This is a genomic window from Streptomyces altiplanensis (assembly GCF_053591575.1).
Map to the genome: position 1 here is coordinate 16,651 of NZ_JBSFUB010000043.1, position 17,622 is coordinate 34,272.

The following is a 17,622-nucleotide window of genomic DNA, read 5'->3' on the forward strand; positions in this document are numbered from 1 at the left end:
TGGTGGAGCGCCGGGGGACCGGTAATGTTGGCGGAGCCGCCGGGGAAGCCCGGGAAGCGGCAGAACGCACGGGGCTATAGCTCAGTTGGTAGAGCGCCTGCATGGCATGCAGGAGGTCAGGAGTTCAATTCTCCTTAGCTCCACAGAAAGAAGATCCCGTCCGGTCGAATCGACCGGGCGGGATCTTCTCTTTCCAGTGGGCCGGCCGGCTCAGCCCCGGCCGTTGCCCAGGGCCTTTCTGCCGCCACCCGGCAGCGCGGGCCGCTCCGGCCGTTCGGGGGCCTCCCGCTCGATGCGCAGCGCCAGCGCGGGGCAGCGGCGCACGGCGCGCTGGGCGGCCCCCTGGAGGTGCACCGGAACCGACGCGTCCGCGAGGGTCGGATAGCCGTCGGGGCCGAGCCGGATCAGTTCCGGGACGATGTCGGCGCACAGCCCGTGGCCCTTGCACAGCGTCCAGTCCACCGCGAACTTCTCGCCGCTCGGGATGCCCTCCTCCTCGTGACCGGGGCCCGGCAGCGGCAGCACGCCCAGCGTCTCCCGGCCGCAGCCGCCGCCCAGGACGTGCGCCGCCAGGTCGTCGGTGAAGGCGTTGAGGGTGGAGACGAAGAAGCGCACCGAACCGTCGGGGTGCTTGCACGCGCCCCGGCCCTTCACGGCCCGCGTCACTTCGCGCAGGGCCTCCAGCGCGGCCTGACCGCCGCCGTTGAGTACGTCGGAGAGGCCGCCGGCGGCGGCGGGCAGGCCCAGCCGGCAGGGGCCGCACTGGCCCGCCGTCTCCGCCGCCAGCCAGTTCGCGACGCGCAGCGACTCGCCCAGCGGGCAGGTCTCCGGGCCGATCGGGAGGATCGCGCCCGCGCCGAGCGCGCCGCCGAGGGAGGCGAGGGACTCGCGGGAGATCACGGCGTCGTGCGCGGCGACCGCGTCGATCCAGTTGCCGTGGTAACCACCCGTCAGCACGCCCTGGGGCAGCGGCGGGGCGCCGGCCATCTGGAGGACGTAACGCAGCGGCACTCCGGTGGGCACCTCGACCACCATGGGGCGCGAGACCGCGCCGGAAAGGGTGAGCATGACCGTGCCCGGCTCGTCCATCAGGCCGGTGTGGCCGTAGCGGCGGGCACCGGTGCGGGCGGCGACGGCGAGCTGCGCGAAGGTCTCCGTGTTGGACAGCAGGGTGGGAGCGCCCCCCACCCCTGCCTCGGAGGCGCGCTCGCGGCGGCCGGGCGGCAGGGCCGGGCCGCCGTTCGCGGCGCGGATGAGGGAGGACGCTTCGCCGGAGACCATGCGCTCGGGGGTGCGTACGATCCGCGCGCGCAACTGCTGACCGCGCCGGTCGGACAGGCCGCGTTCGGCGAAGGCGGCGCGGACGGAGGCCTCGGTCGAGTTGCGGGTGACGCCGACGACCAGGGTGCGGGCGCCGAGCGCCTCGGCCGCGAGCAGGGCGCCGTCGAGCGCGAGGTGCGGGGCGCGGTTGAGCAGGACGGTGTCCTTGCGGCAGGCGGGCTCGCCCTCGCTGCCGTTGATGACGACCACGGGCCGCACGCCGCGCCGGATGGAGGCCTGCGCGACCGCCCGCAGTTTCCTGCCGAAGGGGAAGCCGGCGCCGCCGCGGCCGCGCAGCGAGATGTGGTCGGCGAGTTCGGCCAGGCGTTCTCCGGCCATCGGCTCCAGCGGGCCGTGCACTTTCAGGTGCATACCGAGGTCGAGGCGCTCGACCAGGTCGAAGCCGGCCGTCAGCTGGGGAAGGCCGACCACGCGTACCTCGGGGACGTCGGGAAGGGGGACGTTCAACGTCGGTCTCCTGCGGGTGCGTGCCAGGGTTCTCCGGCGGCGGGCCGGTAGAGCGGACCCGGCGCGGGTTCGGTGCCGTCGTGGGGGCGGGGGTGGGAGAGCGGTCCGGCGGGCGCCCAGGGGGCGTGCGCGGGGCGTTCGGGGACGTTCCCGGAGAGGCCGGGGGCGGGGGCGGCTCCCGGACCGTACGCCGCGCGGTCCGGGTCGTACGGCGGGCGGGCGGCCTGTGCGGGGGGAGGGGGCGACGGGGTCGGCCAGCGGGGCGGGGGCGGCGCCGTCTGGAGGGGGATCTCCTCGGTCGGGGGAAGGCGCTGCGCCAGGGGGATCTGTTCGGTGGGGGCCGAATCGGCGGAGGCGGCCGCGGCGGATACGGCGCGGTACGCCGCCGATATGCCGGTGTCCGGCGCCGCACGGAGCCCGTCGGGGGAGCGCCCGGCCTCGTACAGCGGTGGGGCGGGGGCCGCCGGCCGCTGGTGCTGCGGCTGCGGCTGCGGCGGTGCGAAACCGCCGCCCGGCAGCGGGGAGAGCGTGGCGTCACGGGGCGCCGGACCGGGCGCCCCGGCCAGGGACCCGGACGTGGCCAGGGCCACGATCCGTTCGGCGGCGGCCCGCTTGAGCGGGGGCGGGAGCAGGCGCAACGAGAGGACCGTCGCGACCGCCGCAAGGGACAGGGTGTACATCGTGACGACCCAGCCGGCGGCGGGCCGGCCCGCGAACAGGCCGTGCACCAGGGCCGATCCCCAGGCCGGGTAGGAGAGCATGTGCAGCGCCCGCCAGCGGCCGGCGATGCGTCCCGGGGTGGCGAACGCGCTGCGCAGCGCTCCGGTCGAAGCCGCGACGACCATGAGGAACCCGGCGAGGGAGCCGAACCCGATGAGGCCGGCCGTACCGCTGACTCCGAGGCCGAAGGGGACCAGGGCTCCGAGGAGCGCCACGTGCCCCAGCGAGACCTTGACCGAAACGTGCAGCAGCAGGAAACCGAGGGAGGCGACCGCGGTGGCCCGGTGGACGGCCTGGGCGAGAAGGCGGTGGCGCGGCCGGAGCAGCAGCCGGTCGGTGGCCAGCAGGCCCCAGGCGACGGCGGCGGTCAGGGAGACCAGTGAGAGGACGCCGGTGGTGAAGTCGAGCGCGGCCCGCAGACTGTCGCTGCCGGCCGTGGCGAGCAGGGGTATGAGAATCAGCGCGGCGGCGGTCAGACCCCCTTGGGCGGGGCGGCTCAGTGCGGGGAGAGCGGGGGAGGAGCGGGTCTTTCGACGAGAGGCCGGACGGGGGTCCGGGCGAGGGGCCGGGCGAGAACCCGGATGGGAGTGCGGATGAGAGTGCGGATGAGGGTTCATGGGGGCGACTCCGAATGCTTCGGCAAAGTGGTCCCGTTGCCGCATGCTAGGTCGCTCCATACTGGGCAGTACGGCGTTTGGAGGTTTAGCGCGCGGGCTGTGGGAAAACTTGCTCGGACGTTGCCCCGGATAAGGGCGATACGCGGAGTAACCCCGGTGGCGAGGGGCGCCCGGTCCGCCGGGTGGATGCTCGATGCGGCCGTCCCGGGCCCTGCGGTACCCTGACGCCATGCGTGCCGTACGCCTTCTGCTTAGCGAGCCGCGCTGATCAGTCCCGACGGATGGAAGATCCGGTCGGAATCGGCGCGGCGTCCCCTCCTGTGCGAGGGGATTTTTCATTCCCGGATGTCCCAGCGTGCATGTCCGTGAATGTCACAGCCTGAATGTCGCAGCCGCTGGCAGAGACGATTGATGGAGCTTTGAGGATCATGAGCGAGACGAATTCTGCTGCCGAGGTGGCAGCACCGCACCGCTATACGGCCGCGATGGCCGCTGACATCGAGGCACGCTGGCAGGATTTCTGGGACGCGGAGGGCACGTACGAGGCGCCGAATCCCAGCGGCGACCTGGCAGGCGACGCGGCGCTGGCCGCCAAGCCGAAGAAGTTCATCATGGACATGTTCCCGTACCCCTCGGGTGCGGGTCTGCACGTCGGCCACCCGCTCGGCTACATCGCGACCGACGTCTTCGCCCGCCACCAGCGCATGACCGGCCACAACGTCCTGCACACGCTGGGCTTCGACGCCTTCGGCCTGCCCGCCGAGCAGCACGCGGTCGCCACCGGCACGCACCCCCGGGTGTCGACCGAGGCCGCCATGGACAACATGAAGCAGCAGCTGCGCCGGCTGGGCCTGGGCCACGACAAGCGCCGGTCCATCGCGACGATCGACCCGGACTACTACAAGTGGACCCAGTGGATCTTCCTGCAGATCTTCAACTCCTGGTACGACGCGGAGGCCGGCCGGGCGCGGCCCGTCGCCGAGTTGGTGGCGCAGTTCGAGAGCGGGGAGCGCGCGACGCCGGACGCGCGCCCCTGGGGTGAGCTGAGCGCCGCCGAACGCGCCGACGTCCTGAGCGAGTACCGCCTGGCGTACGCCTCCGAGGCGCCCGTGAACTGGGCCCCGGGCCTGGGCACCGTACTGGCCAACGAGGAAGTCACCGCCGACGGCCGCTCCGAGCGCGGGAACTTCCCCGTCTTCAAGGCCAAGCTGCGCCAGTGGAACATGCGCATCACCGCCTACTCGGACCGCCTGCTGGACGACCTGGACGGCCTGGACTGGCCCGAGGCGATCAAGCTGCAGCAGCGCAACTGGATCGGACGGAGCGAGGGCGCGCGCGTCGACTTCCCGGTCGACGACCACGCGATCACCGTCTTCACCACCCGCCAGGACACGCTGTTCGGCGCGACCTACATGGTGCTGGCGCCCGAGCACGAGCTGGTCGAGAAGATCGTTCCGGCCTCCTGGCCCGAGGGCACGCACGACGTGTGGACCGGCGGCCACGCCACCCCGGCCGAGGCCGTCGCGGCGTACCGCGCGCAGGCCGCCTCGAAGTCCGACGTCGAGCGGCAGGCCGAGGCCAAGGACAAGACCGGCGTCTTCACCGGCGCGTACGCCGTCAACCCGGTCAGCGGCGAGCAGGTGCCCGTCTTCATCGCCGACTACGTGCTGATGGGCTACGGCACCGGCGCGATCATGGCCGTACCGGCGCACGACTCCCGCGACTTCGCGTTCGCGCGCGCCTTCGAGCTGCCGATGCGCTGCGTCGTCGAGCCGTCGGACGGCCGGGGCACGGACCCGGCCCAGTGGGACGACGCGTTCTCCTCGTACGACGCGAAGATCGTGAACTCGTCGAGCGGGGACATCTCGCTGGACGGGCTGGGCGTCGTCGACGCCAAGGCGAAGATCACCGAGTGGCTGGCCGCCCGGGGCATCGGCGAGGGCACCGTCAACTACCGTCTGCGCGACTGGCTGTTCAGCCGTCAGCGCTACTGGGGCGAGCCCTTCCCGATCGTCTACGACGAGGACGGCATCGCCCACCCGCTGCCCGAGTCGATGCTGCCGCTGGAGCTGCCGGAGGTCGAGGACTACTCGCCGCGCACCTTCGACCCGGACGACGCGGACACCGAGCCGGAGACGCCGCTGTCGCGCAACGAGGACTGGGTGAACGTCACCCTGGACCTGGGCGACGGCCCGAAGAAGTACCGGCGCGAGACCAACACCATGCCCAACTGGGCCGGTTCCTGCTGGTACGAGCTGCGCTACCTGGACCCGCACAACAGCGAGAAGCTGGTCGATCCCGAGATCGAGCGGTACTGGATGGGACCGCGCGAGGGGCAGCCGCACGGCGGTGTCGACCTGTACGTCGGCGGCGCCGAGCACGCCGTACTGCACCTGCTGTACGCGCGGTTCTGGTCCAAGGTGCTGTTCGACCTGGGGCACGTCTCCTCGTCCGAGCCGTTCCACAAGCTCTACAACCAGGGCATGATCCAGGCCTTCGTCTACCGGGACTCGCGCGGCATCGCGGTGCCGGCGGCCGAGGTCGAGGAGCGCGACGGCGCGTTCTGGTACCAGGGCGAGAAGGTCAGCCGCGTCCTGGGCAAGATGGGCAAGTCCCTGAAGAACGCCGTCACCCCGGAGAAGATCGCCGCCGAGTACGGCGCGGACACGCTGCGGCTGTACGAGATGGCGATGGGCCCGCTGGACGTGTCGCGGCCGTGGGACACGCGCGCGGTGGTCGGCCAGTACCGGCTGCTGCAGAGGCTGTGGCGCAACGTCGTCGACGAGACGACGGGCGAGGCCACGGTCGTCGACGCCGAGCCCGACGAGGACACGCTGCGCGCCCTGCACAAGGCGATCGACGGCGTCGGCAAGGACATGGCGGGGATGCGCTTCAACACCGCCATCGCCAAGGTCACCGAGCTGAACAACCACCTGACGAAGACGGGCGGGCCGGTGTCGCGGTCGGTCGCCGAGCGGCTGGTGCTGCTGATCGCGCCGCTGGCCCCGCACGTCGCCGAGGAGCTGTGGCGCAAGCTGGGACACACGGATTCCGTGGTGTACCAGGACTTCCCGGTCGCCGATCCGGCGTACGTCGTGGACGAGACCGTGACGTGCGTGGTGCAGGTCAAGGGCAAGGTCAAGGCGCGGCTGGAGATCTCGCCGGCGATCGGTGACGAGGAGCTGGAGAAGCTGGCGCTGGCGGACCCGGCGGTGGTCGCGGCGCTGGGCGGAGCCGGTATCCGCAAGGTGATCGTGCGGGCGCCGAAGCTGGTCAACATCGTTCCCGCGTAACGCGGGGTGCGGCGGTAGGTGCTTTCCCCTACGGGCAGGTTGGGGGTTCCGGCGGAACCCTCAGCCTGCCCGCTCCGTTTACGGTGGAGAGACCACACAAGCCGAGTGGCCGAGTGGACCGACAACGGAGGGGCGCTCATGGAAGCCGGCACCGTCATCATGATCCTGGCGTTGCTCTTTGTGGCGTTCGTGGCGGCGGGGGTGTACGTGGGCGTGAAGGCGGTCGGTGCGGCCAAGCGCGGCGTGGACCGCACGATCACGCAGGCGCGGCGCAGCGTCGAGGACACCACCCTGCGGGCGAAGAGCTTCGGGCAGGTGGGCGTTGCCGGGGAGCTGGCCCAGCTGAGGCTCTCGCTGCGTACGTCGATGAGGGCCACCCAGGAGGCGCTGCAGGCGGGCGTCACGGAGGACGCCTCGCTGTCGGAGTCGATCGGCCTGTTCGAACGGCTGAGCGGGCACGGGCGCGAACTGGACGACGACCTGAAGCGGCTGGAGCGCGAGCCGGACAAGGCGCGGGTCGCGGAGCGGCTGCCGGACCTGCGTGAGCGTACGGAACGGGTGACACACGCGGCGGACTCGCTGCGGTGGGCGGCGCGGGACCGGGCGCAGCGGTTCGCGGACGACGACCTCGCGTCGCTGAGCGCGCAGATCGAGGTGGAGTCGGGGGCGCTGCGGCACTGGGCCACGTCCCCGGACGCGGACACGTCCCCCGCAGCGGACGCGGCGGGCGGGACCGCTCGGACGGCTGACGGGGCGACCGGCGGGGAGGGCGCGGCGGGCCGGTCCGCCGCCGGGCCGGAGGCGATCACGGCGCGTGACCCTCAGCGGCAGACCACCTACCCGTGGCAGAAGACGGCCCGTCCCGAGGGCACCGTCTGAGACGGCCCGACCCTCCTGAACGGACCTGAACGGACCGGAACGGATCATTGAGCGGGGCCGGACTGCCGCCGGGCGCCCCCGCCGGGTAACCTCCCGCTCATGTCCCGCCATGTCGCGATCGTCACCGATTCAACGGCCTACCTGCCGCAGCAGACGATGGAGCGGCACGGCATCACCGCGGTGCCGCTGACCGTCGTCATCGGCGACCGGGCCTATGAGGAGGGCACCGAGATCTCGGCCCGCTCGCTGGCCCTGGCGCTCCAGAAACGCCGGTCCGTGACGACGTCGAGGCCGAGCCCCGAGGTCTTCGCCGCGGCCTACCGCGCGGCTGCGGAGGCCGGCGCGACCGGGATCGTGTCGCTGCACCTGTCCTCCGAGTTCTCCGGCACGTACGACGCGGCCGTGCTCGCCGCGCAGGGCGCCCCGGTGCCGGTGCGGGTGGTGGACACCGGGATGGTCGCGATGGCTCTGGGCTTCTGCGCCCTGTCGGCGGCGGAGGCCGCCGACGCCGGCGGCACGGTGGACGAGGCGGTGGCCGCGGCGGAGAAGCGTGCGGCGGGCACGTCGGCGTACTTCTACGTGGACACGCTGGACTACCTGCGCCGCGGCGGCCGCATCGGCGCGGCGCAGGCGCTGCTGGGGTCGGCTCTCGCCGTGAAGCCGCTGCTGGAACTGGACGGCGGCCGTATCGAGATGCTGGAGAAGGTGCGTACGGCGTCCAAGGCGATCGCCCGGCTGGAGGAGATCGTGGCCGAGCGGGCACAGGCGCGCCGTGTGGACGTCGCGGTGCACCACCTGGCGGCCCCCGAGCGGGCCGAACGGCTGGCGGGGCGGCTGCGTGACCGGCTCCCCGGGCTGGTGGAGCTGCACGTCAGCGAGGTGGGAGCGGTGATCGGCGCGCATACGGGGCCCGGGCTGCTGGGGGTCGTGGTCTCGCCCCACTGACCTTCCCTCCGCGGTTCCGTGAGGCCGTGGTCCCGTGGGCTGCGGCCTTGTGAGCTTGTGAGACTGTGGCCCGTGAGCCGTGAGCCGTGAGCCGTGATCCGTGGTCCTGCGGAGTGGCCGGGATATCCACAACCGGCGAGTTCTCCACGGGAATCGTCCATGATCGGCGGCGTCGGACGGATGTGCCTACTGTCTCGTGGCATGGCTCTCCGATCACACTCCGCAACCAGTGGACCGGGTCGCGCTCCGGCCTCCGACCCCCGGTCGTCCGACGCCCGCTCGTCCGACATCCGGGCGCGCCACGGGCACGGCCGCGGCGGGCGCCGCTTGCGCCGCCGGGTACCTGAATCCGTCCGGTCCACGGCGCTGCGCCGCCGCGCGGAGGTGCTCCTGGCGCCCGTACCGCGACCCGTGCGGCCCGTGCGGCCCGTGCGCCACGGCCTCGGACCGCCCGGGCCGGAACCGCTCGTCCGGCAGGGCGGAGGCCCGGTGGCGACGGGTGTCCCGGCCCCGCGCCCGTCCGCACCCACTCATCCGCCCACACATCAGCCCACGAACCCGTCCTTGCCCACGCACCCGTCCGCGCCCGCCACCGGGGCGGGCGATGAGGCTTCAGCGCCGGACGGCGAGGCCGCCGGTGGCGGGGGCGTGGGGCGGGTCCGGTCGGCTGTGCGGGAGCGGCTGCCCGTCTGGGTGCAGTCGCGGTGCGGACTCGAACCCAGGACGCTGGCCGCGCTGGCCGTTGTTCTTGTCGTGGCAGCTGTCTTCGCCGCCCAGCACTTCTGGGCCGGGCGGCCACAGCCCGTACAGCCCCCGGAGATCGTGGGCGAAGGAGCGGCCGCAGCGCGGCCGGAACCGTCACCGTCGCCGGGGCCGCCCCCGACGGTGGCCGCCGACGGGCCGGGGCCGGGCGAGGGGCGCATCGTCATCGACGTCAGCGGCAAAGTACGGCGGCCGGGCATCCACCGGCTGCCGGCCGGATCGCGGGTCGCCGACGCGCTGCGGGCCGCAGGCGGGGTCAAGGCGGGCGCGGACACCGCGGGGCTCAACCGCGCGCGCCTGCTCATGGACGGCGAGCAGGTGGTGGTGGGAGTGCCCGCGCCGGCCGGGGCCGCCGGGCCGGCGGCCGGCGGTGGCGCTCCGGTGTCCGGTCAGGCAGCGGCTCCGATCGGCCTCGGCTCCGCCACCGCCGAGCAGTTGGAGACGCTGCCCGGAGTGGGGCCGGTGCTGGCGCAGCACATCATCGACTACCGGACCGAGCACGGCGGGTTCCGCTCCGTCGACGAGCTTCGCGAGGTGAAGGGGATCGGCGACCGCCGGTTCGCGGACCTCCGGCCGCTCGTACGGCCATGACCCGCCCGGCGGTTCACGCCGCGTCCGGGCACCGGCTGGGCGCGTCCGACCCCTGGCAGGAAGGGCCTGCGGATCTGCGGCTGGTGCCGCCCGCGCTGGCCGCGTGGGTGGCGGCCGCCGTGGCGGTGGGGGTCTCGGGACGCTGGGCAGCCGGATTCGCGGTGGGGTGCGTGGTCGTGGCGGCCGGACTGCTGGTGGTCCGGGCGGCGCGGGAGGAGCGCGGCGCCGGGATGCGGCGCGGGCTGAGCGTCACGGCCGTCGCTGCCGTCCTGCTGTGCGCGGCGGCGGGGGCCGCCTCGGGCGGGTTGCACGCGGCCGACCTCCACCGGGGCCCCGTGCCGGCCCTGGCGCACCAGTACGCGCAGGTCACGGTGGAACTGACGGTCACCTCGGACGCGCGTACGACCCGGCCCCGGGTGCGCGGCGACCACACGATGCCGAGGTCGGTCGTACTCGACGCCGACATCACCCGCGTCACCCGCGCCGCAGGACCGGACCGGGCGGCGGCGACCGTGCGTACGCCGGTCCTGGTGGTCGCACCGGCCCGGGGCCCGGCGTCCCGGTGGCAGCGGCTGCTGCCGTCCACCGGGCTGCGGCTCACGGCGCGGCTCGCGCCCCCGACGGGCGGCGGGGACCGCATCGCCGCGGTGCTGCGCGTACCGGACGGCAGGTTCCCGGAGACCGTACGCCCGCCGACCGCCGTACAGCGCACCGCCGGTGGACTCAGGGCCGGACTGCGCGAGGCGACCGAGGACCTCGCCCCGGACGCGCGGGCGCTCCTGCCGGGTCTGGTCGTCGGCGACACCTCCAGGGTGCGGCCCGAGCTGCACGAGGCCTTCGAGGCCACCGACCTCACGCATCTTCTCGCCGTGTCCGGAAGCAACCTCACGATCGTTCTGATCCTGCTGATCGGCCCGCCCGGCAAGGCCCTGCGCGCCGAACGGGGAGGGCTCGCCCCGCGTCTCGGCATCTCCCTGCGGGCGACCGCGCTGCTCGGCGGGGTGCTCACGCTCGCCTTCGTCGTGGTGTGCAGGCCCGAGCCGAGCGTGCTGCGGGCCGCGGCCTGCGGGCTCATCACACTGCTCGCGATCGGCACGGGGCGCCGCAGGCAGCTGATCCCCGCCCTCGCCGCCGCCGTCCTGCTGCTCGTGCTGTACGACCCGTGGCTGGCCCGCAGCTACGGGTTCCTGCTCTCCGTACTGGCCACGGGCGCCCTCCTCACCATCGGCCCGCGCTGGAGCGCCGCGCTGCAACGGCACGGCATGCCGCCCAGGCTCGCGGAGGTGCTGGCCGCGGCCGCGGCGGCCCAGGCGGTGTGCGCGCCCGTCGTCGCGATGATGGCGGCCAGGGTGAGCCTGGTGGCGATCCCCTGCAATCTGCTCGCCGAGTTCGCGGTGGCCCCCGCGACGGTGCTTGGATTCGCGGCCCTGGCGGTGGCCCCGGTGGCGATGCCCGCCGCCGAGCTGCTGGCCCGGTGCGCCGCCTGGCCGGCCGGGTGGATCGCCTCCGTCGCCCGCACCGGGGCCGCGCTTCCCGGCGCGGAGGCCGACTGGCCGGACGGCTGGCGCGGCGGGCTGCTGCTGGCGGCCGTGACCGTCGTCGCCGTGTTCGCCGCCCGCCGGATCCCGCGCCACCCGTGGCTGAGCGCGGGCCTCGCGCTGCTCCTGGTGCTCGCGATCCTGCGGCCCGTGCCACTCACCAGGATCGTCACCGGCTGGCCGCCGCCGGGCTGGAAGTTCGCGATGTGCGACATCGGGCAGGGAGACGCCTCCGTCCTGGCGGCGGGCGAAGGGGCGGCCGTGGTCGTGGACGCGGGACCGGACCCGCAGCGCGTCGACCGCTGCCTGCGCGCACTCGGCGTCACCCGTGTCCCGCTCGTCCTGCTCACCCACTTCCACGCGGACCACGTGGCGGGACTGCCGGGTGTGCTGCGCGGCCGGTCGGTGGGCGAGATCCGGACGACGACCCTCCAGGAGCCCTGGGAACAGAGCGCATTCGTCCGCAGGACGGCCGCCGCCGCAGGGGTGCCGCTCCTCCTCACCGGCCCGGGGGAGCGGCGCCGGGTCGGACCGCTGTCCTGGCGGACGCTGTGGCCGCAGCCCTTCCCGGCCCTTGTCCCGGAAGAGCCGAACGACGCCAGCGTCACACTCCTCGCCCGCTCCGGCGACCTCACCCTGCTCCTCCTGGGCGACCTCGAACCCCCTGCCCAGCAAGGTCTGCTGAGGGCCCATCCGGAACTTCCGCCGGTGGACGTCCTGAAAGTCGCCCACCACGGCTCGTCCTACCAGGACCCCGCCCTGCTCGCCCGTGTCCGTCCCCGGCTCGCCCTGGTCTCCTGCGGCCGCGACAACCCGTACGGCCACCCTTCACCCCGTACGCTCACCGCGCTCCGCACCGGCGGCGCCGCGGTGCTGCGCACGGACACCGACGGGTCGATCGCGGTGACCGGCTCGGGCCCCGGCCTGCGCGCGGTGCCGACGGGCCCGGACGCCATATAGGGGTCCATGTCGTGCCCGGTGCGTCCGCGGGCCTTTTCCGCCCCGCCCGCCCCTCTTTCCGGGCGCCCTCCCTCGCCGGACACGTGTCAGACGAGCCAGCGGCCCTCGCGCATCAGTACACGCTCGGCCAGCTCGTTCTCCTCGCGCCATGCCTTCACCGCACGGGGCGTGATGCGGAAGTAGAGCCAGGTCTTCCGGTTGCGCGGGTCCCAGCCGCTCAGCTTCGCGGCGAAGGCGTCGGCCGACTCCGGCGCCAGCTCCGTCCCCTCCACCGGTTCGGCGGTGCCTTCGATGTGGACCACGTCCCTGGTGTGCCCGAGGGTGACCCGCACCTCTCCGGCGGGGGTCAGGTTGCGTGCCGTGGGGTTCGTCCGGCGGGTGCACATCAGCAGCGTGCCGCGATCCCAGACGAAGGACAGGGGGACGAGGCAGGGCTCACCGTCGGCCGACGCCGTGGCCACCCACATGTCGTCGTCCTGCGACAGCCGGTCCAGTACGTCCTGCTTGCGCTGTTCCCGGCTGCGCGCCGGCTCCGTGGTCGTCATCCCCGTACGGTATCGACGGCCCGCTCCCGCCCGCCTCGGCCGACGGACCCAGGACCAGCGGCCCATGACATACGGGAACGTCCCGGGCGAGACTTCAGTCATGGACGCCACACCTGACACGGACACGGGTACAGACACGGGTACGGACACCAGCCCCCCGGACACCGACGCCTACCTCCGCCGCATCGGAGCCGCCCGCCCCGCGCGCCCCGACGCCGGGGCCCTGCGCGATCTTCACGTCCGGCACCTGCGGACCGTCCCCTTCGAGAACCTGTCCATCCACCTCCGCGAGGACATCGTGCTCCGGGCCGAGCCGCTGCTCGCCAAGGTCGTGACGGCCCGCCGCGGCGGTTTCTGTTACGAGCTGAACGGTGCCTTCACCGAGTTGCTGCGTGCCCTCGGCTTCCGCGTGACCCTGCTCCAGGCCCGCGTCTTCGGCGCGGACGGTGTCCTCGGCATCCCGTACGACCATCTCGCCCTGCGCGTCGAGACCGACGACGCCACCGGGCCCTGGCTCGCCGACGTCGGCTTCGGCGACCACAGCCACCACCCCCTGGCACTCGACGGGCGCGGCGACCAGCGGGACCCCGGCGGTACGTTCCGGATCACCGAGGCGCCCGAGGGCGATCTCGACGTACTGCGGGACGGCAAGCCGCAGTACCGCCTCGACCAGCGCCCGCGCGTCCTGGCCGACTTCGAGGCCGGCGCCTGGTGGCACCGCACCTCACCCGCGTCCCCCTTCGTGCGCTCCCTCGTCTGCTCCCGCCTCACCGCCGACGGCCGGGGCCGGGTCACCATCAGCGGCGGCAAGGACGGCGTCCGGCTCGTGACGACCGTGGACGGCGAGCGCACCGAGCTGCCCCTGGCCACCGGAGCCGAGACCCTCGCCGCCTACCGCGACCACTTCGGCATCACCCTCGACCGCGCCCCCCGGCCGGCCGGAACGGGCAACGGCGCCCCGGGCCTCTGACGGCAACCGCGCCGAGGAGCCCGGGAGAGAGCAGGGAACGGAGGACGGAGCAAAGAGCGGAGGACAGGGAGCAGAGGGACAGGGAGCCAGGGGACAGGGAGCGGGGCTAGGGGCGCTCCAGCCACCCTTCGTACTCGCCGGCCAGCGCGTGCAGCTCCCCGACGTCGAGCCTGCCGTCCGGGTCCTCCACCACGACCAGCCACTGCGCGTCCTCGGCATCGTCCTCGCCGGCCAGCGCGTCCCGTACGAGCTGCGGTTCCTCAACGGCTCCGAAGCGCTCGCAGACCTCCACGGCCACCTCCTCCGCGGCATCGCGGTCGGGCAGCACCAGTACGTGTCTCACATCGCTCACCTGCCCATTCTCCAATACGGACAGGGCTGTCAGTGGGTCATGGGATGCTGGACCACGATGGCCACCAGGAAGAATTCGACCGACGACCCGCTCGCCCCCGTCACCCTCGCCGTGGGGCAGGAGGACCTGCTGCTCGACCGCGCCGTGCAGCAGGTGGTGGCGGCCGCCCGCGCCGCCGACGCCGACACCGATGTACGCGACCTCACGCCCGACCAGCTCCAGCCCGGCACCCTCGCCGAGCTGACGAGCCCCTCGCTCTTCGCCGAGCGCAAGGTCGTCGTCGTGCGCGGCGCGCAGGACCTCTCCGCCGACACGGTCAAGGACGTGAAGTCCTACCTCGAAGCCCCCGCCGAGGAGATCACGCTCGTACTGCTCCACGCGGGCGGAGCCAAGGGCAAGGGGCTGCTCGACGCCGCCCGCAAGGCAGGGGCCCGCGAGGTCGCCTGCCCCAAGACCACCAAGGCCGCCGAGCGCCTGTCGTTCGTACGGTCCGAATTCCGCACGCTGGGCCGCTCCGCGACCCCCGAGGCGGGCCAGGCCCTGGTCGACTCCATCGGCAGCGACCTGCGCGAGCTGGCCAGCGCCGTGGCGCAGCTCGTCGCCGACGTCGAGGGGACGATCGACGAGGCCGTCGTCGGGCGGTACTACACGGGCCGCGCCGAGGCCTCCAGTTTCACGGTCGCCGACCGCGCCGTGGAGGGCCGGGCGGCCGAGGCCCTGGAGGCCCTGCGCTGGTCCCTGTCCACCGGCGTCGCCCCCGTCCTGATCACCAGCGCCCTCGCCCAGGGCGTACGGGCCATCGGCAAGCTGTCCTCCGCCCGGGGCGGCCGCCCCGCCGACCTCGCCCGCGAGCTCGGCATGCCCCCGTGGAAGATCGACCGGGTACGGCAGCAGATGCGCGGCTGGACGCCGGACGGCGTGGCCCTCGCGCTGCGGGCCGTCGCCGAGGCCGACGCCGGCGTCAAGGGCGGTGGCGACGATCCGGAGTACGCGCTGGAGAAGGCGGTCGTCACCGTCGCCCGCGCCGCCCGCCACAGATAGGCGGCGCAACAGCGGCTCAGCAGCACGAAGGCCCCGGCCGCCGTCCTCGTGAGGAGGACGGGCGGCCGGGGCCTTCGTGTGAAGCCCTGAAGCCTGTCAAAGCTTTGATGCGCCGCACCCGCGTGGCGAACGCAGGCCGCGTGCGGCGCGAGGTTGCCGGATCAGGAGCGGAAGAGAGGGCCCGCTGAGTCCCTACCGGCGATCGTGCGGGTCGTACAAGCGAATGCTCAGCCCTGCAGGGAGGCAACCTTGTGCGCCAGCGCCGACTTCTTGTTGGCGGCGGCGTTCTTGTGGATGACTCCCTTGGAGACTGCCTTGTCGAGCTTGCGGGAGGCCTCGCGGACGGCCACGGTGGCCTTCTCGAGGTCACCGGCGGTGACAGCCTCACGGGCCTTGCGGATCGACGTCTTGAGCGCAGACTTGACGGCCTTGTTGCGCAGGCGCGCCTTCTCGTTCGTCTTGTTCCGCTTGATCTGGGACTTGATGTTCGCCACGAAAGAGCCTCTACAGGTTCGTTGGATCTTCGATGAGCGTCCCGCCGCTCAGAAGGCTGCGAGACACAGCTGCTCAGCGTACCAGCGGCCCGCCGGGCGGCCCAAACCGAGGCCCGCCCGCCGTCCGTGGGACCATGGAAGCTACGTATCGATCCAACATCGCCCCGAGACGAGACCCTGCGTGCCCGCGACTCCTACCAACGTGCCCGAGCCGAGCCGTACCGACCCGGCGCTGATCCGCAACTTCTGCATCATCGCGCACATCGACCACGGCAAGTCCACGCTCGCCGACCGGATGCTCCAGCTGACCGGTGTCGTCGACCAGCGGCAGATGCGTGCTCAGTATCTCGACCGGATGGACATCGAGCGCGAGCGCGGCATCACGATCAAGTCCCAGGCGGTCCGGCTGCCCTGGGCGCCCACCGAGGGTCCGGACGTGGCCAGGACCCACATCCTGAACATGATCGACACTCCGGGCCACGTGGACTTCACGTACGAGGTCTCGCGCTCGCTCGCCGCGTGCGAGGGCACGGTGCTGCTCGTCGACGCCGCCCAGGGCATCGAGGCGCAGACCCTCGCCAACCTCTACCTGGCGATGGAGAACAACCTCACCATCGTCCCGGTGCTCAACAAGATCGACCTGCCGGCCGCCCAGCCGGAGAAGTTCTCCGAGGAACTGGCGAACCTCATCGGCTGCCAGCCCGAGGACGTGCTGAAGGTCTCCGCGAAGACCGGCCTCGGCGTGGACGCGCTCCTCGACCGGGTCGTGCGCGACGTGCCGGCCCCGGTCGGCGTCGCCGACGCGCCCGCCCGCGCGATGATCTTCGACTCGGTGTACGACTCGTACCGCGGCGTCGTCACGTACGTACGTGTGGTCGACGGCCAGCTCAACAAGCGCGAGCGCATCCGCATGATGTCGACCAACGCGACCCACGAGCTGCTGGAGATCGGCGTCTCCTCCCCGGAGATGACGCCGTCCGACGGCATCGGCGTCGGCGAGGTGGGCTACATCATCACCGGCGTGAAGGACGTCCGTCAGTCCAAGGTCGGTGACACGATCACCTCGATGAACAAGGGCGCCACCGAGGCCCTCGGCGGCTACAAGGACCCGAAGCCGATGGTCTTCTCGGGCCTGTACCCGCTGGACGGCTCGGAGTACCCCGACCTCCGCGAGGCCCTCGACAAGCTCCAGCTCAACGACGCCGCCCTGGTGTACGAGCCGGAGACCTCCGCGGCGCTCGGCTTCGGCTTCCGCGTCGGCTTCCTCGGCCTCCTGCACCTCGACGTGATCCGCGAGCGCCTGGAGCGCGAGTTCGGGCTCGACCTGATCGCCACCGCGCCCAACGTGGTCTACCGCGTCGTCATGGAGGACGGCAAGGAGCACACGGTCACCAACCCGAGCGAGTTCCCCGAGGGCAAGATCTCGGACGTGTACGAGCCGGTCGTACGCGCCACGATCCTCGCCCCGAGCGAGTTCATCGGCGCGATCATGGAGCTCTGCCAGACCCGCCGCGGCACGCTGCTGGGCATGGACTACCTCTCCGAGGACCGCGTCGAGATCCGCTACACCCTCCCGCTCGCGGAGATCGTCTTCGACTTCTTCGACCAGCTGAAGTCCAAGACGCGCGGTTACGCCTCCCTCGACTACGAGCCCACCGGTGAGCAGGCCGCGTCCCTCGTCAAGGTCGACATCCTGCTGCACGGCGACCGGGTCGACGCCTTCTCCGCCGTCACGCACAAGGACGCGGCGTACGCGTACGGCGTGCGGCTCGTCGCCAAACTGCGCGAGCTCATCCCGCGCCAGGCCTTCGAGATCCCCATCCAGGCCGCCATCGGCTCGCGCGTCATCGCCCGCGAGACCATCCGCGCCATCCGCAAGGACGTCCTCGCCAAGTGCTACGGCGGTGACATCTCCCGTAAGCGGAAGCTGCTGGAGAAGCAGAAGGAAGGCAAGAAGCGGATGAAGATGGTCGGCAGCGTGGAGGTCCCCCAGGAGGCCTTCATCGCGGTGCTGTCCAGCGACGACTCCGGCGGCGGCAAGAAGAAGTAGCCGCGGAAACGGCGGAAGCGGCAGAAGAAGCAGCCACGCCGACAGCATGCGAAAGCGCCCGTCCGCACCGCGGACGG

At 72.8% G+C, this 17,622-nt stretch carries 13 protein-coding genes and 1 tRNA gene; 9 read left to right on the forward strand and 5 right to left on the reverse strand.

Translation table 11 applies throughout. The annotated features are described in order from the left end of the window. Positions 1 to 70: 70 nt before the first annotated feature. A tRNA-Ala gene (locus tag ACWD0Y_RS19765) sits at positions 71 to 143 on the forward strand. Between the two features lie 67 nt (positions 144 to 210). Here ACWD0Y_RS19765 and ACWD0Y_RS19770 read toward each other — a convergent pair. Together ACWD0Y_RS19770 and ACWD0Y_RS19775 are read right to left on the reverse strand one after the other, a co-directional pair. Further along, entirely contained in the window at positions 211 to 1,788 is a 1,578-nt protein-coding gene (locus ACWD0Y_RS19770; RefSeq protein WP_450261620.1) for an NADH-ubiquinone oxidoreductase-F iron-sulfur binding region domain-containing protein, read from the reverse strand. Next, entirely contained in the window at positions 1,785 to 3,008 is a 1,224-nt protein-coding gene (locus ACWD0Y_RS19775) for a hypothetical protein (protein WP_450261649.1), read from the reverse strand. Before ACWD0Y_RS19775 ends, ACWD0Y_RS19770 begins: the two co-directional genes overlap by 4 nt. A gap of 545 nt (positions 3,009 to 3,553) precedes the next feature. On the opposite strand from ACWD0Y_RS19775, the gene leuS reads away from it, so the two are divergent. From leuS to ACWD0Y_RS19800, 5 genes are all read left to right on the forward strand, one after another. Next, the gene (gene leuS, locus ACWD0Y_RS19780) at positions 3,554 to 6,418 is read left to right on the forward strand and encodes a leucine--tRNA ligase (protein ID WP_450261621.1); all 2,865 of its coding nucleotides are present in this window, start codon (positions 3,554 to 3,556) and stop codon (positions 6,416 to 6,418) included. A gap of 138 nt (positions 6,419 to 6,556) precedes the next feature. After that, positions 6,557 to 7,297: a hypothetical protein gene (locus ACWD0Y_RS19785; RefSeq protein ID WP_450261622.1), complete on the forward strand. Its 741-nt coding sequence runs from the start codon at positions 6,557 to 6,559 to the stop codon at positions 7,295 to 7,297. 99 nt (positions 7,298 to 7,396) lie between these two features. Next, the gene (locus ACWD0Y_RS19790) at positions 7,397 to 8,242 is read left to right on the forward strand and encodes a DegV family protein (RefSeq protein WP_450261623.1); all 846 of its coding nucleotides are present in this window, start codon (positions 7,397 to 7,399) and stop codon (positions 8,240 to 8,242) included. Between the two features lie 564 nt (positions 8,243 to 8,806). Next, positions 8,807 to 9,595, forward strand: coding sequence for a helix-hairpin-helix domain-containing protein (locus ACWD0Y_RS19795; protein ID WP_450261624.1), 789 nt, complete (start codon positions 8,807 to 8,809; stop codon positions 9,593 to 9,595). Beyond that, positions 9,592 to 12,093 carry a ComEC/Rec2 family competence protein gene (locus ACWD0Y_RS19800; RefSeq protein WP_450261625.1) on the forward strand — a complete coding sequence of 834 codons (2,502 nt, stop codon included), beginning with the start codon at positions 9,592 to 9,594 and terminating at the stop codon, positions 12,091 to 12,093. Before ACWD0Y_RS19795 ends, ACWD0Y_RS19800 begins: the two co-directional genes overlap by 4 nt. A gap of 86 nt (positions 12,094 to 12,179) precedes the next feature. Here the strand turns inward: ACWD0Y_RS19800 and ACWD0Y_RS19805 are convergent, their stop codons facing one another. Beyond that, positions 12,180 to 12,638, reverse strand: a complete 459-nt coding sequence (locus ACWD0Y_RS19805; RefSeq protein ID WP_450261626.1) for a pyridoxamine 5'-phosphate oxidase family protein — start codon at positions 12,636 to 12,638, stop codon at positions 12,180 to 12,182. A 100-nt stretch (positions 12,639 to 12,738) separates the two neighbouring features. Between ACWD0Y_RS19805 and ACWD0Y_RS19810 the strand changes: the two genes are divergently transcribed. Further along, the gene (locus ACWD0Y_RS19810) at positions 12,739 to 13,608 is read left to right on the forward strand and encodes an arylamine N-acetyltransferase family protein (protein WP_450261627.1); all 870 of its coding nucleotides are present in this window, start codon (positions 12,739 to 12,741) and stop codon (positions 13,606 to 13,608) included. A gap of 106 nt (positions 13,609 to 13,714) precedes the next feature. Here the strand turns inward: ACWD0Y_RS19810 and ACWD0Y_RS19815 are convergent, their stop codons facing one another. Next, entirely contained in the window at positions 13,715 to 13,960 is a 246-nt protein-coding gene (locus tag ACWD0Y_RS19815) for a hypothetical protein (protein ID WP_450261628.1), read from the reverse strand. A 57-nt stretch (positions 13,961 to 14,017) separates the two neighbouring features. On the opposite strand from ACWD0Y_RS19815, the gene holA reads away from it, so the two are divergent. Beyond that, positions 14,018 to 15,001, forward strand: coding sequence for a DNA polymerase III subunit delta (holA, locus tag ACWD0Y_RS19820; protein WP_450261629.1), 984 nt, complete (start codon positions 14,018 to 14,020; stop codon positions 14,999 to 15,001). A 227-nt stretch (positions 15,002 to 15,228) separates the two neighbouring features. On the opposite strand, the gene rpsT is transcribed toward holA, so the two are convergent. Next, a complete protein-coding gene (gene rpsT, locus ACWD0Y_RS19825; protein ID WP_093800898.1) occupies positions 15,229 to 15,495 on the reverse strand; it encodes a 30S ribosomal protein S20 in 267 nt (88 codons plus the stop codon). Positions 15,496 to 15,676: 181 nt separating this feature from the next. On the opposite strand from rpsT, the gene lepA reads away from it, so the two are divergent. Continuing rightward, positions 15,677 to 17,545, forward strand: a complete 1,869-nt coding sequence (gene lepA, locus ACWD0Y_RS19830; RefSeq protein ID WP_450261631.1) for a translation elongation factor 4 — start codon at positions 15,677 to 15,679, stop codon at positions 17,543 to 17,545. Positions 17,546 to 17,622 lie beyond the last annotated feature (77 nt).